29 protein-coding genes are annotated in these 25,904 nt (G+C 36.8%); 26 read left to right on the forward strand and 3 right to left on the reverse strand.

Going from position 1 to position 25,904, the window contains the following annotated elements; genetic code table 11:
* Nucleotides 1–6 precede the first annotated feature (6 nt).
* From BM371_RS01605 to BM371_RS01640, 8 genes are all read left to right on the forward strand, one after another.
* The gene (locus tag BM371_RS01605) at nt 7–222 is read left to right on the forward strand and encodes a (4Fe-4S)-binding protein (protein ID WP_034675039.1); all 216 of its coding nucleotides are present in this window, start codon (nt 7–9) and stop codon (nt 220–222) included.
* 9 nt (nt 223–231) lie between these two features.
* Nucleotides 232–435 (forward strand): GNAT family N-acetyltransferase, encoded by a 204-nt coding sequence (locus BM371_RS01610; RefSeq protein ID WP_051882703.1) that lies wholly within the window; start codon nt 232–234, stop codon nt 433–435.
* A 23-nt stretch (nt 436–458) separates the two neighbouring features.
* On the forward strand, nt 459–1,478 hold the full coding sequence (locus BM371_RS01615; RefSeq protein WP_034675042.1) for an LLM class flavin-dependent oxidoreductase: 1,020 nt from the start codon (nt 459–461) through the stop codon (nt 1,476–1,478).
* 221 nt (nt 1,479–1,699) lie between these two features.
* Nucleotides 1,700–3,067 (forward strand): alginate export family protein, encoded by a 1,368-nt coding sequence (locus BM371_RS01620; RefSeq protein ID WP_034675045.1) that lies wholly within the window; start codon nt 1,700–1,702, stop codon nt 3,065–3,067.
* Nucleotides 3,068–3,485: 418 nt separating this feature from the next.
* Nucleotides 3,486–4,328 (forward strand): sialate O-acetylesterase, encoded by an 843-nt coding sequence (locus BM371_RS01625; RefSeq protein ID WP_034675048.1) that lies wholly within the window; start codon nt 3,486–3,488, stop codon nt 4,326–4,328.
* Nucleotides 4,329–4,647: 319 nt separating this feature from the next.
* On the forward strand, nt 4,648–5,553 hold the full coding sequence (locus BM371_RS01630) for an alpha/beta hydrolase (protein ID WP_034675051.1): 906 nt from the start codon (nt 4,648–4,650) through the stop codon (nt 5,551–5,553).
* 67 nt (nt 5,554–5,620) lie between these two features.
* Nucleotides 5,621–5,977, forward strand: coding sequence for a hypothetical protein (locus tag BM371_RS01635; RefSeq protein WP_034675052.1), 357 nt, complete (start codon nt 5,621–5,623; stop codon nt 5,975–5,977).
* Nucleotides 5,978–6,014: 37 nt separating this feature from the next.
* Nucleotides 6,015–6,926 (forward strand): helix-turn-helix domain-containing protein, encoded by a 912-nt coding sequence (locus BM371_RS01640; RefSeq protein WP_034675054.1) that lies wholly within the window; start codon nt 6,015–6,017, stop codon nt 6,924–6,926.
* Nucleotides 6,927–7,039: 113 nt separating this feature from the next.
* On the opposite strand, the gene BM371_RS01645 is transcribed toward BM371_RS01640, so the two are convergent.
* Entirely contained in the window at nt 7,040–7,864 is an 825-nt protein-coding gene (locus BM371_RS01645) for a helix-turn-helix domain-containing protein (protein ID WP_034675056.1), read from the reverse strand.
* A gap of 20 nt (nt 7,865–7,884) precedes the next feature.
* Nucleotides 7,885–8,880, reverse strand: a complete 996-nt coding sequence (locus tag BM371_RS01650) for an SDR family NAD(P)-dependent oxidoreductase (RefSeq protein WP_034675058.1) — start codon at nt 8,878–8,880, stop codon at nt 7,885–7,887.
* 424 nt (nt 8,881–9,304) lie between these two features.
* Here BM371_RS01650 and BM371_RS01655 point away from each other — a divergent pair, with 424 nt between their 5' ends.
* The 7 genes from BM371_RS01655 to BM371_RS01685 all read left to right on the forward strand — a co-directional run bounded on the left by BM371_RS01655 (nt 9,305) and on the right by BM371_RS01685 (nt 15,032).
* The gene (locus BM371_RS01655; RefSeq protein WP_165571771.1) at nt 9,305–10,231 is read left to right on the forward strand and encodes an SDR family oxidoreductase; all 927 of its coding nucleotides are present in this window, start codon (nt 9,305–9,307) and stop codon (nt 10,229–10,231) included.
* 61 nt (nt 10,232–10,292) lie between these two features.
* A complete protein-coding gene (locus BM371_RS01660) occupies nt 10,293–10,649 on the forward strand; it encodes a hypothetical protein (protein ID WP_034675060.1) in 357 nt (118 codons plus the stop codon).
* Between the two features lie 13 nt (nt 10,650–10,662).
* Nucleotides 10,663–11,565, forward strand: coding sequence for a helix-turn-helix domain-containing protein (locus BM371_RS01665; protein ID WP_034675063.1), 903 nt, complete (start codon nt 10,663–10,665; stop codon nt 11,563–11,565).
* Between the two features lie 128 nt (nt 11,566–11,693).
* The gene (locus BM371_RS01670) at nt 11,694–12,452 is read left to right on the forward strand and encodes an SDR family oxidoreductase (RefSeq protein ID WP_034675065.1); all 759 of its coding nucleotides are present in this window, start codon (nt 11,694–11,696) and stop codon (nt 12,450–12,452) included.
* A 20-nt stretch (nt 12,453–12,472) separates the two neighbouring features.
* On the forward strand, nt 12,473–13,390 hold the full coding sequence (locus BM371_RS01675; RefSeq protein WP_034675069.1) for a helix-turn-helix domain-containing protein: 918 nt from the start codon (nt 12,473–12,475) through the stop codon (nt 13,388–13,390).
* Between the two features lie 129 nt (nt 13,391–13,519).
* A complete protein-coding gene (locus BM371_RS01680; protein ID WP_034675072.1) occupies nt 13,520–14,089 on the forward strand; it encodes a Crp/Fnr family transcriptional regulator in 570 nt (189 codons plus the stop codon).
* Between the two features lie 79 nt (nt 14,090–14,168).
* Nucleotides 14,169–15,032, forward strand: a complete 864-nt coding sequence (locus tag BM371_RS01685) for an SDR family oxidoreductase (RefSeq protein WP_034675075.1) — start codon at nt 14,169–14,171, stop codon at nt 15,030–15,032.
* Between the two features lie 173 nt (nt 15,033–15,205).
* On the opposite strand, the gene BM371_RS01690 is transcribed toward BM371_RS01685, so the two are convergent.
* Complete coding sequence (locus BM371_RS01690; RefSeq protein WP_051882704.1) at nt 15,206–15,439, reverse strand: hypothetical protein; 234 nt, start codon at nt 15,437–15,439, stop codon at nt 15,206–15,208.
* Between the two features lie 321 nt (nt 15,440–15,760).
* Between BM371_RS01690 and BM371_RS01695 the strand changes: the two genes are divergently transcribed.
* From BM371_RS01695 to BM371_RS01750, 11 genes are all read left to right on the forward strand, one after another.
* Nucleotides 15,761–16,060: a hypothetical protein gene (locus BM371_RS01695; protein WP_034675078.1), complete on the forward strand. Its 300-nt coding sequence runs from the start codon at nt 15,761–15,763 to the stop codon at nt 16,058–16,060.
* A 1,304-nt stretch (nt 16,061–17,364) separates the two neighbouring features.
* Nucleotides 17,365–17,760 (forward strand): YybH family protein, encoded by a 396-nt coding sequence (locus BM371_RS01705; RefSeq protein WP_165571772.1) that lies wholly within the window; start codon nt 17,365–17,367, stop codon nt 17,758–17,760.
* Between the two features lie 9 nt (nt 17,761–17,769).
* Complete coding sequence (locus tag BM371_RS01710) at nt 17,770–18,735, forward strand: zinc-binding alcohol dehydrogenase family protein (RefSeq protein ID WP_034675086.1); 966 nt, start codon at nt 17,770–17,772, stop codon at nt 18,733–18,735.
* Between the two features lie 19 nt (nt 18,736–18,754).
* Entirely contained in the window at nt 18,755–19,738 is a 984-nt protein-coding gene (locus tag BM371_RS01715; protein ID WP_034675089.1) for an L-histidine N(alpha)-methyltransferase, read from the forward strand.
* Between the two features lie 17 nt (nt 19,739–19,755).
* Nucleotides 19,756–20,946: an ergothioneine biosynthesis protein EgtB gene (gene egtB / locus BM371_RS01720; protein WP_051882825.1), complete on the forward strand. Its 1,191-nt coding sequence runs from the start codon at nt 19,756–19,758 to the stop codon at nt 20,944–20,946.
* A gap of 261 nt (nt 20,947–21,207) precedes the next feature.
* Nucleotides 21,208–22,503: an NAD(P)/FAD-dependent oxidoreductase gene (locus BM371_RS01725; RefSeq protein ID WP_034675092.1), complete on the forward strand. Its 1,296-nt coding sequence runs from the start codon at nt 21,208–21,210 to the stop codon at nt 22,501–22,503.
* Between the two features lie 22 nt (nt 22,504–22,525).
* Nucleotides 22,526–23,305, forward strand: coding sequence for an SDR family NAD(P)-dependent oxidoreductase (locus BM371_RS01730; protein ID WP_034675095.1), 780 nt, complete (start codon nt 22,526–22,528; stop codon nt 23,303–23,305).
* Nucleotides 23,306–23,369: 64 nt separating this feature from the next.
* Entirely contained in the window at nt 23,370–23,927 is a 558-nt protein-coding gene (locus BM371_RS01735; RefSeq protein ID WP_034675097.1) for an NADPH-dependent FMN reductase, read from the forward strand.
* Nucleotides 23,928–24,047: 120 nt separating this feature from the next.
* Entirely contained in the window at nt 24,048–24,935 is an 888-nt protein-coding gene (locus tag BM371_RS01740) for an alpha/beta fold hydrolase (protein WP_034675099.1), read from the forward strand.
* A gap of 20 nt (nt 24,936–24,955) precedes the next feature.
* Nucleotides 24,956–25,303, forward strand: a complete 348-nt coding sequence (locus tag BM371_RS01745) for a nuclear transport factor 2 family protein (protein WP_051882706.1) — start codon at nt 24,956–24,958, stop codon at nt 25,301–25,303.
* Nucleotides 25,304–25,341: 38 nt separating this feature from the next.
* Nucleotides 25,342–25,902 carry a PPC domain-containing DNA-binding protein gene (locus BM371_RS01750; RefSeq protein ID WP_051882708.1) on the forward strand — a complete coding sequence of 187 codons (561 nt, stop codon included), beginning with the start codon at nt 25,342–25,344 and terminating at the stop codon, nt 25,900–25,902.
* Nucleotides 25,903–25,904 lie beyond the last annotated feature (2 nt).

Here is a 25,904-nt window from a genome sequence, read left to right on the forward strand (position 1 = left end):
TTAATTATGGAAGAACATGAATATCCAAATGGAGAAATTACCATTCTTTGGAAACCTAAATTATGCACCCATGCAGCAGTTTGTGTAAAGACATTATCGAAAGTATATAATCCGAAAGACCGTCCGTGGATAAAAACCGAGAATGCGACTACACAGGAGCTGATTGATCAGGTTGCAAAATGCCCGTCCGGAGCATTGAGTATAAAAAAAATAATGCCATAATTATTATTAATGGAAAATACAAAAGTAATCTTTACAGAAGACAGTATCGGGGAGGTGCAGTTATTTTCAGATGATAAGAAAGCTGGTAAAATGGATATTTCAGTTTCAGACGGAAAGCTGCGGGTGTACCATACAGAAGTAGATCCCGAGTATGAAGGAAAAGGTTTTGCAAAACTATTGCTTAATCAATTAATAAGTTATGTATTCCAATAAATATAATGTTTTAAAGAAAAAAAATGGAAATAGGAATTGATAGTTTTGCATCTGCCATGTACGGCAGTAATATGCTTAGCGGCGTTGATGCAATGGAACAACTGTTGGAAAGAATTGTTCAGGCCGATGAGGCAGGGCTTGCCATTTATGGTATCGGTGAGCATCATAAGAAAGAGTTTTTGGATTCTGCTCCCGCTGTAATACTTGCAGCTGCCGCAGCAAAAACAAAGAACATCCGTTTGACCAGTGCGGTTACTGTTCTCAGTACCTCTGATCCTGTACGTGTTTATCAGAGCTTTGCAACTTTGGATCTTATATCCAAAGGTAGGGCAGAGCTTGTGGTGGGAAGAGGCTCAGCAATCGAAGCTTATCCGCTTTTTGGATTTGATTTAAATGATTATGATGCGTTGTTTAAAGAGAAATTAGACCTTCTGCTAAAAATACGTGAACAGGAATTCGTTACCTGGTCTGGGAAATTTAGGCCAGCATTAAATAATCAGCCTGTTTATCCCAGATCTGTTCAGGAAAAAATTCCGGTTTGGTTAGGTGTTGGAGGAACTCCCGAATCATTTGTAAGAGCAGGAACTTTAGGACTGCCATTAATGGTAGCGGTTATTGGTGGTGAAACAGCACGTTTCCGTCCTTTGGTTGATTTATATAGAGAAGCAGGCCTTCAAGCTGGCTTTGCTCCGGAACAGTTAAAAGTTGGTCTACATTCACCGGGTTATGTAGCTGCTACCAACGAAGAAGCTGTTGCAGATTATTATCCTGGTTATGCTGAGCTGTGGACAAAGGCAGGCGGAGAACGGGGATGGCCTCCGGTAACCAAAGCTCAGTTCGACGCTTCGGTTGCTCCGAAAGGTGTTCTGGTAGTTGGTGGTCCGGAGCAGGTAGCAGAAAAATTATTAAAACACAGTGAAGCATTGGGTGGTATTGACCGCTTTACATTTCAGATGGACAATGCAGGACTCACACATGAACAGCTGTTACGTTCTATAGAAATAATTGGTAAGGAGGTTATTCCAAGGGTTTCTAAAAGTTAAGGTAAGTTCATGATGTACCGATAAGCAGGAAAATCAATTAAAATAAAAATACACTAATCATACAAATATTACAAGTAAGCTTTCTATTATTGATGGTAAATTTTTCTGCTGTTCGTGAATATCAAAGAACGACGCTAAAACTATTTTAGCTAATACCAAATGCATTGTTTATAAAATACGCTGGAGAGTATAAAATGAAGAAACTTTAAGCGGCCTAACCTATGAAATTAAAGATTGTCATACTTTCATTAATATTTTTAACACAGGAGTTTTATCATGCGCAAAATTTTAAACTTATGCGTTATGATGAAGATTATTATAGGCTGAAAGACAGTGCGAAAACTTTTTACAACAAGATAAAATACATTTCTCTTTCACCGGCAGGCAACGCTTATCTTTCGCTTGGAGGCGAGGTACGGGGAGAGCTGGATTATGCAGTCAATGAAGACTGGGGAAAAATGAATACCGGTACCGATATTTTTGTACTTCAACGCTATCACCTTCATGCCGATTTGCATTTAGGTAAGAGGATTCGTGTTTTCGGACAATTACGGAGCGGTTTGGAAGATGGTCGTAAGAACGGCCCTCGTGGAATTGATGAAGACCAATTGAACGTTCAAAATCTTTTTGTGGATATTATACCTTTTAAAAAATCTGATCAAATCATTACGTTGCGATTGGGTCGGCAGGAGATTCAATACGGTAGTGGTCGTCTCATTGATGTCCGGGAAGGTCCCAATCTGCGTCTATATTTTGACGGAGCCAGAGTTGCTTACGCATCGTCTAATCTCAAACTTGATGTATTTGTGATGGCAGATGCGGTGGTAAATACCGGGGTTTTCGATAACGCTTCAACACGTAAAGCTAACCTTTGGGGAGTCTACGGTACGTATATTTCTCCGAAAAAGGGCAATCTTGATTTTTATTACCTAGGAATCAACCGTTCTGATGCAGTGTTTGATGAAGGGGTGAAGGACGAATCCAGACACACAGTCGGAGCCAGAGCTTGGAGAAACGGTGATGGCTTTATTTACAATTTCGAAGTAGCTTATCAATTTGGAAAATTTGGCTTAGGAAATATCAATGCTTTTGGGATTTCTTCTGAGATTGGTTATCTGTTTAGCAATGTGAAGGGAACACCTGCTGTGAAGCTAAAGAATGATTACGTTTCCGGGGATAAAATCAAAGGAGATGGTAGATTGGGAACTTCTAATGCTATGTATCCAAATGGCGGATATTTCGGAATGAATCCTCAGGCAGGCCCGGCAAATTTACTGTCTGTACATCCTAACCTGACCTGGAATCCTGCAAAAAATGTAACGCTAACGGCGGCAGTTGTTTTTAATTGGCGTAGCTCTCTGCAGGACGGTGTGTATGGTCCAAATGGCTCATTAAGACTATCATCATCCAATTCAAAAAGAAAATATATTGGTACGGCATACACGACTACCTTTTCATGGAAAATTAATAAATTTTTCAGTTATAGTGTCGGGGTACAGTATTTTCAAACAGGTAATTTCATCAACGATGTAATACCACAGCATCGTGATGGATTTTTTGTAGGATCGGTAATAGGGTATAAGTTTTAATGTTTTTTAGAAAAAATATTTTCTTGTAATTAAGAATGATATATTGAGGGAGAAATTCAATTAATTAATATTTATAGTTTGTAATATAGATCTATCATTATTTTGGTCATTGATTAGGTTTCTGAGTTGATGATAACTAATGTAATGATTGAAAGAAAATTTCGGATAATTTTTTTCTCATATTCATTTCTGTAAATTTGATTTATAAAAATAAATCTTAAGTAAGAATAGATATTGTAATTCCATTATGCTGTTGTCTATCAAGGTTGTGGGGTTTTGGAGAAGAGAACTTTTGATCTATATCTTGCGGGGAACTTTGTCGAATAAGATGGCAGTATGTGTTGAAATATAAAGTAACAATAAACAAATAAGAACTTGATTTTGGAATAGATCAAAAAATGATAAAAAATAAATTAAAATGGTACACTCTTTTTTATTGGTAGGGCAATCCAATATGGCAGGACGGGGTTTTTTGAAAGACGTAGACATCATTTATGATGAACATATAAAAATGCTTCGAAACGGTAGATGGCAAACAATGGTAGAGCCTGTTAATTTTGACCGCCCCAATGCAGGAATTGGTCTTTCAGCATCGTTTGCCGCAGCTTGGCGTATAAAAAATGAATCAGAAGAAATTGGTTTAATTCCATGTGCAGACGGAGGAACTAGTTTGGATGATTGGGCAACAGACGGAATGCTATTTCAACATGCAATTGCACAGGCAAAATTGGCTCAAAAGTCTAGTAAGCTAGAAGCTGTTTTATGGCATCAGGGCGAAAACGATGCCAATGCAACAAGTGCCCATCTTTATCATGAAAAGTTTTCTTTGATTGTACAAGCATTTCGGACTGAACTCAATGAACCGAATTTACCTGTTATCATAGGCGGACTTGGGGATTTTTTGGACAAAGGACCTTATGCGCAGCATTTCTCAGCTTATCCAGTTGTAAATGATGCTCTCTTAAATTTTGCCAAAACGATTCCGAATTGTTATTTTGTAACGGCATCGGGCCTTACTTCAAATCCTGATTATATACATATTGACGCTGCTTCTCTGCGAAAATTTGGTGTTCGTTATTTTGAAGCTTTTGATAAGCGACAGCATATATTAAAACCTCTGGTTGAAGAAGATCAAACAATTGAAAAGATTTACCAAAGAGAATTGACCAATAGTGAAAAAATTGGACTATTGAATGTAAAGTTTTTCAGCGGAGCATTGTCGGAACATGACTACAAAGCAGAATTAGTCAAATTAATGTAAATTAACCAAAGACATTTTCCATCTGTTTGGTTTCCTGCTGAAAACTCTCCCGATTGCCACAGCCACGAATATTTTAGTACACATTACTTTTTTATTCTTTACGCATTCTTTCCTAAGCAATCCAAAGCCAACAAAACTAAGACAAATATGGCACTCACTGGCTGTGCGTGGCAGTATTGGGCTAATGTTTATTACAATGTATAATGGTAATAAATATAAAAAGCATCTCAGTAATACAGACACAACAAACCGTAATTTGGAAACACGCATCACTTTTTATTTTATGAATTTTGCTATATAACAAAATAGAGAAACACTAATGCAAAAAGTGAGTTTTAAAAATAGAACCTGGGATGTAGCAGGACATTTATATTTTCCTGAAAATTTTGATGAAACTAAACAATACCCTGCTATTGTTTGCGTACATCCTGGCAGTAGTGTGAAAGAACAGACGGCTGGTTTCTATGCCAGTCAGCTTGCACAAAATGGATTTATAACTTTAGCTTTCGACGCTTCTTTTCAAGGGGAAAGTGGTGGCGAACCGAGGTTTTTGGAAGACCCTACAACAAGAGTTGAAGATATTCGTTGTGCCATAGATTATCTTACCACATTATCTTTTGTAGACAACGACAGAATTGGGGCAATGGGCGTTTGTGCAGGTGGTGGTTACGCCGCTAATGCCGCTATTTCAGAGAAAAGAATTAAGGCAATAGGAACCGTAATAGGAACCAATCCAAGCAGAGCTTTTCGCGAAGCTAATCCAGTAGAAACACTCAATGCTGTTGCTCAACAACGAACCGCCGAAGCTAACGGAGCTGAAAAACTCATTAATAATTGGATACCCAATTCCAAAGAAGAAGCGCAGCAATTAGGTGTCCAAGAAATGGATTTGCTGGAAGCGATCGATTATTACAGAACCCCTCGCGGGCAACATCCTAATTCCTGCAATCAATTGCTTTTTACAAGTATGAGTAATTTGATTATGTTCGATGCTTTTCATTTGGCAGAATATTTTCTTACACAACCCTTATTGGTAATTGTTGGAGACAAAGTAGGTGGTTTTGGTTCTTATAGAGATGGTTTCGATCTGTATAATAAAGCAGCTTCCACCAACAAAAAAATACATATTGTACAAGGTGCAAGCCATTACGATTTGTATGACCAACCCCAAGCTACTCAAAACGCATTAGAACAATTAGTGCCCTTTTTTCAAGAGCATTTGTAGAAAATGTTGCGGCTTTATCAACTGACGGACAGAAAATAAATGTTATCTTTAGCTATACTGATTTGCTATGAATGTAGTTCTAAAAATATTAGGTTTTCTTTTTTTTATTGCAGGTTTTTTACTTACTCTAAAACCCGATTTGCTGGGAAAATTTCCTGCATCCATTGATGCTTACCAAATGATTGAGAAGCGTGTACGATGGGGATTGCTCGTTGGTTTGGGGTTATTCCTTATATTCAACAGCAATTGGAATTCATGGGGTTTAGGGATCACGGCATTGCTCTTTGCTATTACTTTAGGCATCATTATTTCCAGATTAACGGGTTTTGTAAAAGATGGATTTTTCATACAACAATTATGGTGGTTGCTGATAGAATTATTTGCTTTATTGCTTTTCGGATTTTTGTATTGGAAACAGAAATGATTAAAACTGTCAGTCAAAAAATTTATAAAATTTAATTATGCAAGTCATTCACTCGCTTTCAGAGTTTCATCGTTTGTTATCTATACCGCCGCCATTGCATCCTTTGGTAAGCGTGGTTCAGGTATCAGAATTACACGCCATAGCTTCTGAAATTTGGAAAAAATTCAGTACAGATTTTTATACCATTTCGTTAAAGAAAAATATCCAATCGAAAATAAAATACGGGCAGCATTATTATGATTTTGATAGTGGCACAATGACTTTTATCGCCCCAAAACAAGTTCAGTCCATCGAAGCAGAAAGTACAAATGAATTTAACGGAACATCCGGAAGCGGTTATGCACTCATGTTTCATCCCGATTTTTTGGCAAAGCATCCATTAGCTGGTAACATTAAAAATTACAATTTCTTTTCTTATTCTTTAAGCGAAGCATTGCATCTTTCTGAAAAAGAAGAAAGTAATGTAATCGCCATTTTTAAAAAAATTGAAGAAGAATACCAACATATTGACCAGCATACGCAAGCTGTTATTTTGTCGCAGATCGATTTGTTACTAAATTACAGCAACCGTTTTTACGGCAGACAATTTATTACCCGAAAAGCAGTAAATGACAGCTTACTCATAAAAGTTGAGCATTTTATTGCAGACTATTTCAATAGTGAAAAACCTTTACAGCAAGGTATTTTAACGGTAGAATATTTAGCAGGTCAACTCAATTTGTCTGCAAATTATTTAAGTGATGCCCTACGTTCACTCACCGGACAAAGTGCACAACAGCACATACACGAAAAATTGATTGCAAAAGCAAAAGAATATCTTACCACCTCAAATTTAACCGTTTCTGAGATTGCCTTTAGTTTAGGATTTGAACGCCCTCAATCTTTCAATAAACTATTCAAAAATAAAACTGAAATGTCACCGCTGGAATTCCGCGAGGCGTTTAATTAATGATAAATTCTACGACCTCTATCTATGTTTATTCTCATTTTATCGGCAATTTCTTGTAAAAATATGATAGTGGATGTCGGTTTTGGCTGATTTCTACTTTGGCCCTTTGTCATTTATTTTTCAAAATATGAATTTTGTCCAATTAATTCTCTTGGTGACAAGCCATATTGTTTTTTGAAAGCAAATGAAAAATGGGAAAGATTTTCGAATCCGATTTCATGATAAAAATCAACAGGTTTTTTATTTTTCTCAGTCAATTCATAATGTGCCATTTCCAGGCGCTTTTTGGTAAGCCATCGCTGTGGTGTCATATGGAATGCTTCATGAAAATCCCGTTTGAAAGTGGTCAGACTACGACCAGTCAGGTATCCAAATTTTTCCAATGACATATTGAACATGAAGTTTTTTTCCATAAAAGTTTTCAGGTCAATTTTTCCTGGTTCTTCGAAATTGTTCAGAACTGCATCAATTTTCGGGTCAATGGTTCGCAAAATATTGATTGCCTCGTTGATTTTTAACGAGGCAATATTTTCAGGGAAATCATTTTGTATTTCGAAATAAGGAATTAACGAATTTAGACAGCTTTCCAGTAAAGGATGCGGATGAAAATGGATGATTTTTTCGGTTTCAATTTCCGACTTGACAGATTGATTGTCAAAAAATTCTTTTAATCTCTTTGTCGAAAGGTGCATCGCAACTGCTTTGTGCGGTAATTCATCTTTGGGGTAATTGATGATGGTTGCCAATTGGTTTCTAGGAATCAAAAAAGTACTGCCTGCGCCGAAAACAAAACTTTCATCTGCCTGAATAATTTTGGTTTCACCTGAAATCAACCAGACCAGTAAATGATCTTGAAATGCTGCTTCCGTTTTGAACAACTTTCCTTCGTAACATGAAAGTTTAAGTTCCGGATTGATATAATTGACTTGATAATCCATGTCTTACAAATGTACAAATATCAGCTCAGATCAAATGAAATGCCTGTCATTTCTTCACTCAAATTCCATAAGCGTTTTGCATTTTTTTCATCCAGCGAATAAGCTTTAATTCCGCCTATAATCGATAGATCTGAATTAAGATTTGCTATTTCAACGTTTTCACAATAAACACCTCCTAAATCATTAAGCAATGGACTTGTAGCGCACCAAACTGTGGTTGCTGCTCCTTGGGGAATGGTTTTCAAGGAAGCAGCAACTTCCGGTAAAATGTTTCCTTCCGCATCGCTATAACCCAATTTTTGAAACAAATCTGCAGGTGCATCTCTTGACAATTCCGTTTCTCCGACAGCTCCGGGACACAAAGCATAGCTTCTCACATTATACTTTTTTGCACGATTGTCAAGCTCGAGCGAAAAAAGATTGACAGCGGTCTTAGATTGTCCATAGCCGAGTAATGTTTCATATTCACGATGGATAAAATTCGGATCTTCAAAATTGAAATCAGAAAACTGATGTCCGCCAGAAGAAACATTTACAACCCTTGCGCCGTCAGCTTTTTTCAATGCAGACCACAATCTTGCTGTGAGTTGAAAATGTGCTAAATAATTGATTGCCAATTGCGATTCGAAACCACGATAATCTCTGCGTAACGGAACCCACATGATGCCAGCATTGTTGATAAGCAAATGAAGCGGACGCCCTGAAACTAGAAATTTTTCGGCAAAAGCATCAACAGAATCAGGATTGGCTAAATCCAGTTCTTCCAATTCCACATGAGGAATTCCAGCAAGATTTCTTTTTGCTTTTTCGAGGTTGCGAGCCGGAACGATTACGGTTGCTCCTGCTTTGGATAAAGTTTTAACTGTTTCCAAGCCAATTCCCGTATTTCCTCCGGTAACGATAGCTATTTTTCCTTTGAGATTAATACCCTTAATAACTTCATCTGTTGTTGATTTTGCATTAAATCCAGAATTAATTGGCTTTTGCAAATCACCTTGATTATTGTATTGTTTCATCTTTTTTAATTTTAATTGTTTGTTGAAACAAAATTAGGAGGTTATAGAATGAAGAACTTTGTTGAAACGTCCTAATTTACTTTGTTGAAAAATTCATAAAAATCAAAGGTTATCTTTTTAATAAGTCAGTCTTAGTTCTGTCTTTTATTTCGTTTCCGTTTCTTCCCCATTATTAGCAAAATTCTGTTCCTCGAATCTATGTCTTTTGCTTCGGCAATAAACCGCCTAATGCTTCAATCAAACCCTCGTCGTGTTTTTCATCTGCAGGATGGGAAAAGATATGATACCGTTGAGTAAAAACAATTAACGGCATTGTTTGAAATTCAAAAGATTAGTAAGTGATTTTTTGACTACATCAACAGTCGTTTTGGATAAATCCAACAGTTAACGTTATGCCATCTTTGTATCAACAAATAAATTTAAAATGAAAAACAATATTAAAAATTGGACTGCTTCAAATATTCCTCAGAGAAAAGACGGTTTAGCCGTAATCACAGGTAGTACAGAAGGTATTGGTTACGAAGATGCTTTGGCATTATCTTCTGCCGGTTGGAACGTGATTGTAATGGGACGAAACGCTCAAAAAGGAGCTGATGCAATTGCTAAAATCCAACAAATTAATCCAAAGGCAAAAGTGAGTTTTGAAAAAATAGACCTTGCCGACTTATCTTCCATCAAATCCTTTGCTTCGAGAATGATTGAAAGAGGCGAAGCTATTGACTTATTGATAAACAATGCTGGCGTAATGACACCACCCAATAGGCTCGAAACTGCCGATGGTTTTGAGTTGCAATTCGGCACCAATCATATAGGGCATTTTGCATTGACTGCCCAATTGCTTCCGCTTTTAAGAAAAGCTAAAAACTCAAGAGTGGTAACACTTTCAAGCATTGCCAATCGTGGTGGAGAAATTAATTTTGAAGACCTGCAGTCAAAATCAGAATATAAGCCGGGGAAAGCATATAGCCAGGCAAAAATTGCGAATTTAATGTTTGCTTTAGAATTGCAACGCCAAAGCGAAAAGCACGGTTGGGGCATTACAAGTATTGCTTCACATCCGGGTGTTTCTCGAACGAATCTATTGATAAATGGTGCCGGAAAATGGAGTACTCCAGGAATGATGCGAAGATTTTTTCCGTTTTTATTTCAGCCACAATCACAAGGAGCATTACCCACTTTATTTGCAGCCACTTCACCAGAAGCTAAGGGCGGATTGTATTACGGACCTAACAAAATGAGTGAAACCCGAGGTTTTCCATCTATCGCAAAAATCCCTGAACAAGCAAATGATAAAAAAGTTGCTCAAAGATTATGGGATGTATCACAAAAGTTAGCAAAGGTTGAGTTTTAATATTTCGATGAAATTAAAAGAATTCAATAAATTAGTAACGTAAGTTTTTAAAAACAAAACGATGGTAAAAAGTATAATTTCTTTGATATTGTTGGCAGTGTCGGTTTTTCTGGCATTCAAACACGGTTGGGACACATTTAATTACAAAAAACATCCCGAAGCGATGAAAATGATGGGCGAATTGGGCATTACTGAAACAATGATACCTATTTTCGGTTGGATTACACTATTGGTTGGTGTATTGTTGCTTATCCCTAAAACATTTTTCTTGGGCAATGTGCTTAATGCTATTTCTATAGTAATAATTATGGCGTTGGCAATGAGGATTGGAAATTTTAAAATGGTATTGATGGAAATTCCGTTGTTAATGATGCCTTTGGTGTTGATTTGGTTGAAATATCCGTTTTTAAAAAATTAATCAAATCTGCATTATGGAAAAACCAATCCGAATAAAAACCATTTCTGAGTTACACAAATTAATGGGCTTGCCTAAACCGCATCATCCATTGATTGAAATCATTGATTTATCCAAACAAAAAAAGGATACAGGAATTTTTGCTGTGATATTTGATTTGTACGTGATTACTTTAAAAAGAGGTTGCAATAAATTGTTTTACGGACAACAGCAATACGATTTTGATGAGGGCGTGATGGCATTCTTATCGCCCGGACAAATTTTACGTGGAGAAAGTGATAATATTCCAGAAAATATAGACGGCTGGATGTTGTTTATCCATCCCGATTTTTTATGGAATACTTCTTTGGCTAAAAAAATAAAACAATACGATTTTTTTGGCTACACGACCAATGAAGCCTTGTTTTTATCGGATAAGGAAGAAACAATGATAAATGGTATTGTTGAAAACATCAAAAACGAATATCAAACAAACATCGACCGGTTTAGCCAAGACATCATCATTTCACATTTAGAAACTTTGTTGAATTATTCGGAACGGTTTTACCAGAGACAATTCATTACCCGTAAGAAAACAAATCATCAAATCCTCGACCGGTTGGAAGTATTACTTTCAGATTATTTCAACAGTGATGATTTGGTTGCAAAGGGATTGCCAACTGTTCAATACATTTCAGACCATTTAAATGTTTCGCCAACCTATCTGCGTAGTTTACTCAAAACATTGACAGGTCTGAATACGCAACAGCACATTCACGAAAAACTGATTGAAAAAGCAAAGGAAAAATTGTCAACTACGGATTTAACGGTAAGTGAAATTGCTTATGAATTAGGCTTTGAACATATGCAATCATTCAGCAAATTGTTTAAAGAAAAAACCAATCAAAGTCCGTTGGCGTTTAGGGCTAGTTTCAATTAGCAAACATCATCCAACCTTTGCCAAACTAAAAAAAATCCACGATTTTGTTATCAAAAACCTCAGTTGGGTTACAAACAGCATTTTAGATATAATGACCTTTGTTTTTCAAACATTTAAAATTAAAAGAAATGAAAAAGGCATTAATAACAGGAGCGAACAAAGGCATTGGTTTCGAGGTAGCAAAACAGTTGTTACAAAAAGGGTACTACGTTTATCTAGGTAGCAGAGATTTAAAAAATGGTAAAGAAGCCGTCGAAAAATTAAAAAATGAAGGGCTGAAAAATGTTGAGTTGCTTGCAATAGATGTTACCAATCAGCATTCGGTAAACAATGCCCAGATTGAATTGGGCAAGAAAACAGAAGTACTGGATGTACTGATCAATAATGCAGGCATCAATGGAATAGAATTTAGCGATGGCAAACCAGTAATGCATACTGCAACAGAAACGGGTGTTGATGTTTACAAGAAAGTCTATGAAGTAAATGTATACGGCGTGATAAGAGTTACGCAGGCATTTTTGGATCTATTGCGAAACTCATCGGCACCCAGAATTGTCAATGTGAGTTCAAGCCAGGGCTCTCTCACGTTACACAGCGATCCAAATTTTATTCATTACAACTTCAAAGGCTCGGTATATCAGTCTTCCAAATCAGCCTTAAATATGTACACCATTGTGCTGGCGTATGAGTTGAAGGATTTGCCCTTTAAGGTAAATGCTGTTAGCCCAGGTTCTACCAAGACAGATTTTAACCATAATTTGGGGCAAGGTTCTGTTGTTGATGCCGGCAACCGAATTGTAAAATATGCCATCATTGGCGAGGACGGGCCGACAGGTAAATTTTTCTCTGAAGATATGAATACGGATACTGGCGAAATTCCGTGGTAGAAAATCACTAAATTTATGAGATGAAAAAGGACAAAAATATTCCTTACATTTATAATTCACTAACAGAATTGCATCGGATGCTTGGGTTATCTAAACCCTTGCACCCGTTGATCAGTCTTTTTGACAATACCAATAGAAAGATAGATTATAGCAACATAGCCGACCTGCGAACTTCGGCGTTTTATAAGATCTCTTATAAGTCAAATCTTACCGGGCAGTTGAAATACGGGCAACATTATTATGACTTTGATGAAGGCGGATTGTTTTTTGTATCGCCTAATCAGGTTACTGCAAACAGCGATAACAACGGCGACCATTCCGGCTATACGTTATTAATTCATCCCGATTTTTTATTGTCTTATCCTTTAGCAAATAAGATAAAGAAGTATGGCTTTTTCAGCTATTCTGCCGATGAAGCATTGCATCTTTCAGATAAAGAAAAAGATACTATTATTTCAATTTTCAAAAATATTGATGAAGAATTGCAAAGCAGAATTGATGATTTTAGTCAAGATGTAATGATCTCACAAATAGAAACTCTGCTCAATTACAGCAATCGTTTTTACAAGAGACAATTCATAACCCGAAAACAAGCAAACAATGACCTTTTACAAAAAATGGAGGGAATTTTGGAAGGACTATTTAAAGATGAAAATCTGGCCATCCAGGGTATTCCGACAGTCCAGCATCTTTCCGAGAGCCTCCATCTTTCACCAAGCTATTTGAGTGATATGCTGCGCTCTTTAACAGGGCAAAATGCACAACAGCACATCCAAAACAAGATCATTGAAAAAGCAAAAGAAAAATTATCTACCTCGAATTTATCGATTTCAGAAATAGCCTATGAATTAGGTTTTGAATATTCGCAATCTTTCAGTCGTTTATTTAAGGCTAAAACCAGCCAAAGCCCGCAAGAGTTTAGGGCTGGTTTTAATTAGAAAATATTAAAACATCATACAACTTTTGATAAACTAAAAACCTTCCAGGATTTTGTTATAAACTCAGTCAAAATCACTTTTTACCAAATGGTAATTCCTTAATTAAAATTGCTTCATAACTTTACAACAATGGAAAAATTAATTGAATATATACTGCATTTTGGTAATTTGAACCAACAGCAAATCGACTTTATCAAAAGCAAGGCAACGGAATTGGAACTAAAAAAAGATGATTATTTTTCCGAAGCAGGAAAAATTCCAAAATACATTGGTTTTGTTTCGGAAGGCGTTTTTCGTTTTTGCTATTACAATAATAAGGGCGAAGAAATAACCTATTATTTTATTAGCGAAAACAGTTTTGTTTCGGACCAGCAAAAATTTGATGCACAAGCAGCAGCAACTGATTACATCCAGGCTGTTACCGATTGTAAAATGCTGGTGTTCTCTAAAAAAGATTGGGACGAAATTTTAAATACAATTCTGGATTGGGATAAGATTTCTGCTAAAATAACACACAAATGTTTAACCGAAGCGATGGACAGAAGAAGTCCGTTGGTTTCCGAAGATGGAACTACCCGTTATCTGTCATTCCTCGAAAAATATCCAATGCTGATCAACCGTGTTCCGCTTTCATTGGTCGCTTCGTACTTGGGCGTTACCCAACAATCGTTGAGTAGAATTAGAAAAAACATCCGTTAAAAATCTCTTTTTACCAAATGGTAAATGTTTTCATTTTTAAAGTTCGGAAATTTGTATCATTAATTTAAAACAAAATATAATGAGCAAAAAAGTTGTATTAATAACAGGAACAAATAGCGGATTTGGATGGCTTACCGCAAAAAGTGTTGCAGCCTTGGGACACCAGGTTTACGCAACAATGAGAGATACGAACGGTAAAAATTCAGATAAAGCAAAAGCCCTTTCAGAGGTAGAAAACATCACAGTTTTGGATGTTGCGCTTACGGACGAAAATAGTGTGCAGAACGCCATAGATACCATCATCGCAAAAGAAGGAACAATAGATGTTTTGGTAAACAATGCGGGTTTTAGCAGAAACGGTGTGGCCGAAAGTTTTACCACCGCCGATGTGCAAGAAATATTCGATATCAATGTCATCGCACCTTGGCGATTGATGAAATTGGTACTGCCATTTATGCGTAAACAATCCGAAGGTCTCATCATCAACATCACCAGCGGATTTGGCACAGTTTCTTTTCCTTTTGCAACAATGTACAGTGCTTCAAAATTTGGTTTGGAAGGTATAAGCGAAGGTTTGCATTACGAAGTAAGACCGTTGGGTGTGGACGTTGCTATCCTACAGCCAGGTGCTTTCCCGACAGAGATGTCACAAAAATTCAACCCTGGTTCCGATGCGTCGGTTAATGATGCTTATCAAGCTATAGCAGATTATCCTAATAAAATGGGTGCTGCTGTTGGCAAGGCATTCGAAACCTTAAAACCTAATCCGCAAGATGTTGCAGACGCCGTGGTCAATTTAATCAGCTTACCCAAAGGTCAGCGCCCGATAAGAACCAATGTTGACCCTTTCACAGGACAATATATCAAAGCTGCAAATGATGCCGTACAAGTTGAATATGATAAAGCGCTAACGGCCTTTGGAATGGGAGATTTGTTGAAGTAAAATATTGAAACCGTCAAATTTCCTTGCAGTATTAATTTTAAAACCTTCTTTCAATAGAGGGTTTTATTTTTTTGCGACCGGGTTGGTTATTATTTGTTAATTTCTTCTCCTTTTTTTCTTCATATTATTGGCAAAAACTTGTTCTTCATAACCTGTATCATTCCTACGTACTACTACATTGATGCCCTGTTTGCGTAGCTGTTTTTAAAAGGCGGCTCATCACATGTTGATTTCAGGGCACTGGTAATGGCAGTTTTAATGGCTGGTTTTGTCGGGTGGTCTTTTAAAGCCTCCTTGCTTTTTGCAAAATGCAATTCCAAAGTCGGTAGTCCTGTGTTCTTTCCGAATAAGGAAACCTTTAACGGATTCCTTGCTCTTTCGCCTTTCTCATTTAATGGAAAGTACAATAAATCCTGCCAATGCCTTCAGAAATTCACCCTCCAGTTTTCCGGAGGTAAGGTTGAATAGGGAAAGCAAGGTATTGTACTCACCAAAGTCTGAAGTTTATTATAGTCTGACAAATGACTAACGACAGCAGCTATCTGACTTTTCACATCACCGACCTGGTAATTTACTGGGTGGAAAATCTTATTATTCCGCTGATTTTTTACCGGTTACAGATGTAAGACTAAATTTCTTTTTCAGTTTCCGACAGACTTTCATACAGGGAACCTTTTCAAATTGATCAGAAATCTTTTTTCTTCTTTATCAACACAGACTGAAATAATATGGATATGGCTGCGGTCGATAACTACAAACAATTCACCTCCGACATAGATGCGAAAAGGAGGTTCATATCAAAAGAGATCAATGAGCTTAATGAAAAAGTTGCTAATACAAATGATAAATATCTTGCGGACAATTTAGATGAGGACGATTACAAAGGGGTGAAAAAAGAGAAAAAGAACAAATTGAACAGTTATAAAAAGAGATCCAACATTATTCTCTCAGAGAGTAAAAAGCTCGATATTAAAACAAAAAATAGAAAATATTCTCGACTCAATGGAAAACCTTTCAAACATCTATAAACAGACGATTTGCAAACAAAAGAACTATTGGATGTTTGATATTTCCTCAAAAAATCGAATTTGACGCAAAATTTTCAAGTATCTAAAATGAATATTGTTGCCCAATGTATCTATAAGTATAACAACGGTTTAGGAAATAAAAAAAACCGACATAAGAGAGTAAAATCTTCAAATGTCGGTCTTGTGACCAAGACGAGCGTATCTTCAAACACTTTTATCGATGATTTGGTTCGATTGAGCCAAATTAAAAATCAGTTACAAAACCCAATTTTATCGAACAATTTTTTTTAGCTTTTATCTAATGCAATTTAGTTTCCAAAAACTCTTAGCAATCAGTATTGGTTTAATAAGTCTATAATTGGCTGTGCTTGTCTTGTACCATAACCGAAGAGATGTCGAAATATTTGGTTGAAGATTTGGAAAGAATTTCTGGAATTTCAAATTAATTAAACTTATCTGATCTTGTGAAAAATATAACACCTACTTGAATCTTAATATCTCAGTTTTCATCCTGCCAAAAAAAATTCCCCATTCTCTTTGAGACCAACCACGGTCTATCTAACCGAAAGTATTCATCCTCATAATTAGCATCAATTGTGGTCTTCAACTTTTTGCCATCATTACTGCTAATAAGAATAATTAAACAATAATATTTTCCCGTAGCAGTTTATCCTTCAATTTCAACCTTGTGTTGGCCATTGCAGGTGTATCGTCCCAATATCCGGAAGAAAATTTTCAAATGCTTTTGACATTTCCTTTTCTGCCTTCCAGTTTTAAAACTGTTTTCCCCGCTGCAATCATTTCAGATAAAGCATCTTTGAAAGACTGGTGAAAAACTAACAGAAAGGGAACAACAAATGATTGAATAATGACTTTTTTGTTGCAGTAATTTTGGTAGTGAAAAATTGTTTTAATTTTTAAAAAAAAGCGTAGTGATATTTAAATTTCGATACTTAGTTAGTTGTGATTAGGACGAACGTATTTTAAAATACTTTTGAATCTTGTGCATTTAAGCCAAATTAAACAAGAATTAAAAACTCTTTTTAATATAACCTATTTCGACTTGTTTCTTATTATAATTCAATTTTAATAATTACTAACAATCTGGACTTTGATAGAAAGTCTTTTGCTGAATTTGTATGATTTATGTCTTCAGCCATAGTGGTGATTGCTAAAATCTTAAACTAGTTCAATATTATTTCTTGAATTTGTTTATTGGTACTTTCTATTTTATAATATCAATTTTGTCATTAGATTCTAAAAAATAAATGAACGTAAACGAAATAATATTTAATTTGGAAATTATGAGTCATCACAAAAATGTAATTAAGGAGAGCATTCAAAGTTTTGAATCAGCTCTTAATTCAGGAAATATCGAAAGAGTGCTGTCTTTTTATTCAGAGGATGCCGTCTTTATGCCTGATGGTTTCCGCTCATTGAAGAGAGAGGAAATAGGAAGATCAAGATCGAATTTTCTTACAGAAAAAGACTTTAAAATTAAGTTTGATAATTTGAAAATTGATATCAACGATAATTATGGATTTGTTGAAGCAGTTGCAAATACATCTGAAATTGATCCACAAGATACTTCAACAGTACAAAAGACAAGCAGAGATTTTTTTGTGTTTCGGCAGGAAGAAAACCATTGGAAAATATTTAGTTACATTTTCAATAATGTAACTGTTTCACAGGTTTCATAACATAACATTATGAAAGCAGCTGTTTTATATCGTGCAGGCGGTCCTGAGAATTTACGTCTTGAAGAAAGAAAAATCCCCGCTCCGTCAAAAGGTGAAGTTCTTGTAAAAGTGAAAGCTTTCGGATTGAACCGTTCGGAGATAATGACCAGAAAAGGCTACTCCGAAAGTGTCCATTTTCCCAGAATATTAGGAATTGAATGTGTCGGCGAAATCGTTGAAGATGCGTCAGGTGAATTCCATAAAGGCAAAAAAGTCACGGCTTTTATGGGCGGAATGGGACGTGATTTCGACGGAAGCTACGCTGAATTTGCAGTTTTACCCAAATCAATTATCAGTCCTTTTGAAAGTGAGTTGCCTTGGGAAGTTCTTGGTGCTTTGCCGGAAATGTTCCAGGCGGTTTACGGCTCGCTGCATTCTGCTTTGAAAATTAAAAAAGGAGAAACAATTCTTATCCGTGGCGGGACTTCCTCGATTGGTCTTTTAGCTGCAGAACTTGCAAAATCCGAAAGCTTGGAAGTGATAAGTACGACCAGAAATATCAGTAAACAAAATTTATTGCTTGACAATGGAGCCGATAAAGTTCTGATTGATGATGGCAATCTTTCGAATCAAATATCAGATCAAAATATAAAGATCGATAAAATCTTAGAACTTGTTGGAACTACAACTTTAAAGGACTCTTTAGCATCGGTTGTGCAAGGCGGAATCGTCTGTATGACCGGAATGCTTTCCGAGCAATGGTCCATCAAAGATTTTGCACCCATGGATTATATTCCTGCAGGAACTTTCCTTACCGTTTACGACAGTGGACAAATGAGAATGGACGGCCATTATTTTCAGGATTTTATTAATGAAATCGAAAATGGCAACATTCATCCTAAAATAAAAAAGGTCTTCAAGCTGGAAGAAATTGTGGAAGCCCACACTTTTATGGAATCCAATTCCGGTGGAGGCAAGATAGTTGTAGTCCTCTAAAAACCAAAAAACAATATTTATGAATTCACAGGTGGAAGCAGAGTTTCAGACGCAAAACGACTCCAAGGAAGTTTTTCTTGCGGATGTTCTGGAAGGCTTGAATAGCAGTCCAAAAAAGTTATATTCAAAATATTTTTACGACGAGGCCGGTGACAGACTGTTCCAACAGATTATGAATATGCCGGAATATTATCTGACTGATTGTGAGCTCGATATCTTCAAAAATAAAACTGAGCAATTAGCAAAAAGTATTTTAATTGATAACGAGCCTTTCGATTTGATAGAACTGGGAGCCGGCGATGCGATGAAATCCAGTTATCTGCTTGAATACCTATCCAAAGAAAATATCGATTTTACGTATATGCCAATTGATATTTCCGGACATATTTTGGATGAATTAAATGAAAAGTTCAGCAGAGATTTGCCAGATTTAGGGGTCAAAACGTTGGAAGGTGATTATTTTGACATGCTCGACAAGGCGATGTCTATCTCTCAAAGAAGAAAAGTGGTTTTGTTTTTAGGCGGCAATATTGGCAATATGGATATGGGAGAATCTTACCATTTCTGCAGAGAGCTTAGACGAAAACTAAACCGTGGAGATATTCTTCTGGTCGGTTTCGATTTGAAGAAAAATCCACACACTATTTTAAATGCTTACAATGACGAAGCAGGAATCACATCATCTTTCAACCTGAATCTTCTCATCCGAATGAACCGCGAATTGGAAGCGGATTTCGATGTTCTGACTTTCCAGCATTACCAAACTTACGACCCGATTTCAGGCGCTTGTAAAAGTTATCTCGTAAGTCTTACGGAGCAAAATGTACACATCGGAAAGCAGATTTTTCGCTTTGAAGAAAATGAGTTGATTGATATGGAAATCTCACAAAAATTTGCGCACGACGACATTAGCAAACTCGCAAGAGATGCCAAATTTCATATCATTGATGAGATTTCAGATTCCAAAAACTGGTTCGTCGATTCTATTTGGCAGGTTCTTTAATTTTAAAATTAATTCCAATGAAAACAAATTCCGTTTTAACGAGACCAGATTCCATCACCAATTGGGCAGAAAAATATTCAGAAATCCGAAATCATTCGGTTAAAATCTGTGAGCCTCTGGAAATCGAGGATTATGTTGTTCAACCGATTGTAGATGTAAGTCCGCCGAAATGGCATTTGGGTCACACGACATGGTTTTTCGAGACTTTTATTTTGGAACCAAATTTCCCAGATTATCAGATTTTTGATGCTCAGTATAATTATGTTTTCAACAGTTATTATGAAACTATTGGCGCACGAGTTATCCGCACAGACCGCGGAAATTTGAGTCGTCCGTCAGTTTCTGATATTTACAAATACCGAAAATATGTTGATGAGAAAATGAATGAGTTTCTTCAAAGCGAATTTTTAACCGAAGAAATCAAACCTTTACTTGAACTCGGACTCAATCACGAACAGCAACATCAGGAATTATTACTGACAGACATCAAATATATTTTAGGTCATAATCCACTTTTCCCAGCTTACAAAAATGTAGAAGTTTTAAAGAAAGAAAATTCTGAAAATATTGAAATGATTCAATTTTCCGAAGGAGTTTACGAAATCGGTTTTGAAGGCGAGGGTTTTTGTTTTGATAATGAATTGGGAAGACATAAAGTATATCTCAATGATTTTGAAATAGCAAACCATTTGGTTTCCAATCAGGAATATCTGGAATTTATGGAAGCTGGTGGCTATCAGGATTTCAGGCATTGGCACGCCGAAGGCTGGGATTGGGTGAAACAGAATGAAGCTAAATCTCCATTATACTGGCATTTTATTGATGGTAAATGGATGAATTATACGTTAAACGGACTCCAGGAATTAGATTTAAATGATGCCGTTTGCCACATCAGTTTTTACGAAGCTTCAGCCTTTGCTTCCTGGAAAGGAATGCGTCTGCCCACTGAAGCGGAGTGGGAAGTTGCTTCCAATCATTTCGAATGGGGAAGCCGTTGGGAATGGACGAATTCTGCCTATTTGCCTTATCCGAATTTTAAAAAAGAGGCTGGCGCGGTAGGAGAGTACAACGGGAAATTTATGGTCAATCAAATGGTTTTGCGTGGCGCTTCCGATGCAACACCAAAAGGGCACAGCAGAAATACCTATCGAAATTTTTTCCAGACTGGCTTGAAATGGCAGTTTACCGGAATCAGACTTGCCCAATAATTGCCTATGATTACAGTAGAATCGGTTTCAAAAAGTATGGATTTTTTCTCTTTTAAAAACCTTCAGAAATTATTCAAAATAGTCAGATTTTACAAAATAAATCTCTAGGGCAAATCTCAAAATAAATGACAATCTTTTAGATATATAATACTTCCATTTGCGTACGGTTTTCGCCATAATATCTATCTAACTTTGTTACATATAAGACGCTATATATTGCAATTAAGCAGATTTATAGAATCACACTTTATTCTTAGAAATATGAAATCCTCTAAAGAAAATACCATCATCATAGGCGGCGGTTTTGCCGGAATCGAAATAGCTGAAAAACTTCTCAAGTCTGGCTATCAGTCCAATATTATTTTAATAGACAAGAACAACTACAATTTCTTTCCACCTTTATTATATCAGGTAGCAACTGGATTTTTAGATGTTTCCAACATCAGTTATCCTTTCAGGAAATTTTTCAGAAATCATCCTAATTTTCTATTCAGAATGGGAGAACTTCTCGAAATCAAACCGGAAGAAAATAAGGTCATTTTGAATAATGGCGAACTTAATTATTCAAAACTAATAATAGCCACAGGAACTGTAAGTAATTATTTCGGGAACGAGAATATCAAGAAAAATGCTTTGCCGATGAAGACTATCGATGATGCAATCAATCTGAAAAATACCGTTTTAGATAGGCTTGAAAAGGCCTCCAGAACAGCTGATCTTCAGGAAAGAAAAAAACTGACCACTTTCGTAGTCGCAGGTGGCGGGCCAACAGGCGTAGAAATTGCCGGAATGCTGAGTGAGCTTAAGCAAAATATCCTTCTCAAAGATTATCCGGAACTGAATAATGTCCCATTTGATATTCACTTGATCGATGGTTTGCCAACAGTTCTCGCACCGATGAGCAAGGCTTCACAAGAATATGCGACCCAGTCTTTAGAGAAAATGGGTATCAATATAAAACTGGGACAGTTGGTAAAAGACTATGTGGATGATATCGTCTACATAGCAGATGGAACGGAGATCGAAACCAAAAACCTACTGTGGACAGCTGGCGTTACAGCTCTTGTTTTCAAGGGCATTCCGGAAGCGAGTTATGGAAGAGGAAAAAGATTGATTGTAGACTATCACAATAAAGTTGCTGGAACCGAGAATATCTATGCCTTGGGAGACACAAGTATAATGACAACAGATCCTGCGTTTCCAAATGGTCATCCGCAATTGGCTCAGGTTGCGATTCAGCAGGCAACTTTACTTTCAAAAAACCTGAATGCAATGTCAAAAGGCAATTCGCAAGAAGCTTTTGTCTACAATGACAAAGGATCAATGGCGATCATTAGCAGAAACAGGGCAGTGGCGGATCTTACGGCTGGTCCGTTCAAACATTTCAATGGATTTTTTGCGTGGTTGATCTGGGTTTTTGTGCACTTGTTTTCTTTGATCAATCTTAGAAATAAAGTCACTACTTTTTTCAATTGGCTGAATGCTTACACGACCAAGGATCAGCCTTTGAGAATGATCGTCAACTTTAAAAATAATAAAAACGAAAATAAATTATAAATCAATTCAAAAAATAGAAATTATGTCAAATTTAAAAGATCAAGTGGTATTTGTAACAGGTGCCGGTGGAGGAATAGGAAAAATTATTGCAATCGAATTTGCTAAGTTAGGTGCGTCTGTGGCTATTGCTGATCTCAATGAAGAACTTTTGAAAACTGCAGTGAAGGAAATCGAAGAATATGGTGGAAAAGCTTTAGGGTTAGTTGCCAATGTGACCGATTTGGAATCTATGAGAGAAGCACTTAAAAAAGTGGTTTCAACTTTCGGTAGATTGGATGTCGCTGTGAACAATGCAGGGGTTGTAGGAATCGGTAGTATTGAAGAAATAGAACCTGCTGACTGGGATAGAATAATGTCGGTAAACAGCAAAGGTGTATTCGTAAGTACAAAAGCTGAGCTTGAAATTATGAAACCGCAAGGTTCGGGTGCGATCATCAACAGTGCCTCTATTGCAGGGAAAATGGGAATGGCGCATCTGTCTCATTATGTTGCTTCGAAATTCGCAGTGATCGGTTTTACAAATAGTATTGCAAAAGAGGTAGCGACAACAGGGATCACGGTCAATGCCATCTGTCCGGGAATCGTAGGAACAGGAATGTGGCGAGGGGAAGGAGGTGTAGCAGACCGATGGAAACTGGAAGGTGAGACCGAAGAGCAATCCTGGGAAAGAAACAAAACGTCATTGATCCCTCAAGGGGTCGACCAAACGCCTCAAGATATTGCGGATGCTGTGATATTTATTTCCCAGGCAAAACATATGACAGGTCAGGCCGTTGCGATCGATGGCGGTATGACGATGTAATTATTGTATTCTAATTTAAATTTTGCAGTCAATTGGCTGCAAAATTTCTTAAAAAAATATAGCTATGAGCAAAGTAATCGGAATTCTTGCAGGAAGCCTGCGAAAAGAATCATTTTCAAAGAAAGTTGGCAAAACACTTTTAGATTTTGCACCGGACGGATTTGAGTTTAAATTAATCGATTTAAGTGATATTCCATTGTACAATCAGGATTTTGATGACCATAACGAAGTTCCTGAAGCTATCACAAAGTTCAGAACAGAAATTGCAAATGTTGACGGCGTAATCTTCGTTACCCCAGAATACAACAGGTCGGTTCCCGCAGTTTTGAAAAATGCGATCGATGTAGGTTCCAGACCTTACGGAAAAAGTGTTTGGGATAAAAAACCGGCCGCGATTTTTAGCAATTCACCCGGGAATCTTTCTGCTTTTGGAGCGAACCATCATTTGAGACAAAGCCTTGTCTTTCTCAATATGCCGACGATGCAACAACCCGAAGTTTATATTGCGCACGTCAATGACCTTTTTGATGAGGAAGGAAATATGAAAGAAGGCGGCACCAAGGATTTCATCAAAAAAGCCGTGGAATCGTATATTGTTTGGTTTAATAAAAATGCCGAGTAACACTGCATTTCGCAAGCGCATTAACATAGGTCAACGTGATTTCTTAAACTAGATTATGGGTACATCATCTTTTTTAGAAGGAAATTTGTCTATCATAAATCAATAATAAAATTAAACAAAATGATAATCAAGTTATTCAAACAAAAAACGATATTTTCTTTCTTTATTCTGATGATCTCATTCTCAGTAATGGGTCAGGATATCAAAGGTCTGCGTTATTTTATGCAGGGCAATGCCACAGCAAGTTCTGTCCCTTACGGAAATAATCAATCTGCTGGACATTATGTGAAGTCTGATGACGCCAAGATCTATTACGAAGTTTATGGAAAAGGAAGTCCGATTGTTGTACTGCACGGCGGTATCGTCGGTTCACCTTTGGAAATGGGTCAGTTGATTGACAGTCTTTCTCAGAAACATCAGGTGATTTCCATCTCTACACGCGGACACGGAAGATCGGAAATGGGTAACAAAATTCCGAGCTATGAGCAGAAGGCCAAAGATGTGAATGCAGTTCTTGAAAAAGTGACCAAAGAAAAAGTGACGATTGTAGGCTTTAGTGATGGCGCTTATACAGGTTATTTTTTCGCTGAGCAATATCCGGATAGAATTGAAAAGCTCGTAGCCATCGGAGCCGGAGAGTGGAAGAAAGGTTTCCGTGAGTTTAAGATGGATTATAAAACCTTTTCCGCAATGGACGAGCTGTTTTGGAAACAACAGATAGCAATACGACCGGAACCGAAAAGAATAGACGAATGGTTCAGTACTTTAAGCAGCTACTACAACAATCTTAATATTGATAAAACCATTTTAGGACAGATCAAATGTCCGGTCTTGGTGATGGCTGGTGAAAAAGATCAGAATGCACCTTTCGACACTGTGATCTCAGCTTACAAAATGATTCCAAATGCTCAATTATCCATTATTCCGAATGCGCCTCATCCTGCATTTTTGGTAAATTTTGATGCCGTTTGGACGAGTATGAAACCTTTTTTAAATCAGAACAATTAATTTAAATATATAAAATCAAAATGGAAAACAACGTAGAACAGATCCTGGTACATCATTTAACAGCTTTTGGAAATAACGACCTTGATGCAATCTTAGAAGATTATACAGAAACTTCTATGCTTTTTACACCCAAAGGAATTGTAACAGGTTTGGATAATATCCGTCAGTTTTTTGTGGAATTCTTTGCTGTTATCCCAACAGGTTCAGCTTTCGGGATGGATCAGAAACTGATTGAAGGAAATGTAGCATACATCCTTTGGAGCAGCGATTCAGATCTAGCACAAATTCCTGTAGGAACGGACACTTTCGTGTTTGAAGGTGATAAAATTAAATATCACACTGTAGCAGATTACAGGATTGCAAAATAACCTAGCCCCGATTACGGGGCTTTTTAAATATTAGTATTATGAAAATAAATCTTAAAAAATTATTTCTTGTTGCAACGGTTGCCGCAGGATTACAAGTTAGTGCTCAAGAATATCGTGCAGCAACGGGACATCCCGAACCAGGCAAAGCACCAAAGATGAAAGTTAAACTTCTCAGCACGGTAGGTGAAGTGAAAACCTATGCGGTTATTTTTTCCAAAGGTGATGATGCAGTCTCAGGACTAACGGAATTTGCAGAAAAATACAAAGTGAAAAGTGGTCATTATCAAGCTATTGGAGATGCGTTGAGTATTGAAGTAGGCTGGTTTGATTATGATAGAAAAGAATTTCTGGTGCATAAATTAGGTGAAGCAGAGGTGACTTCATTTACTGGTGATATTGCTTGGATAAAAGGTGAACCGGTTGCCCATACGCATATGACCGCATCTATTAAGGATGGCTCTGTGAAGGGTGGACATCTATTCAAACTTATTGTAGGACCTACTTTGGAGGTGATCGTTACTGCTGAGCCTACACCTTTATATAAGAAGTATAATGAAGAATTTAAGGCTAATTTAATTGATCCGGATCTAAAAGAATAAAT

This window comes from Chryseobacterium formosense (genome assembly GCF_900116415.1).
In the GTDB taxonomy this organism is placed as follows: Bacteria; Bacteroidota; Bacteroidia; order Flavobacteriales; family Weeksellaceae; genus Chryseobacterium; species Chryseobacterium formosense.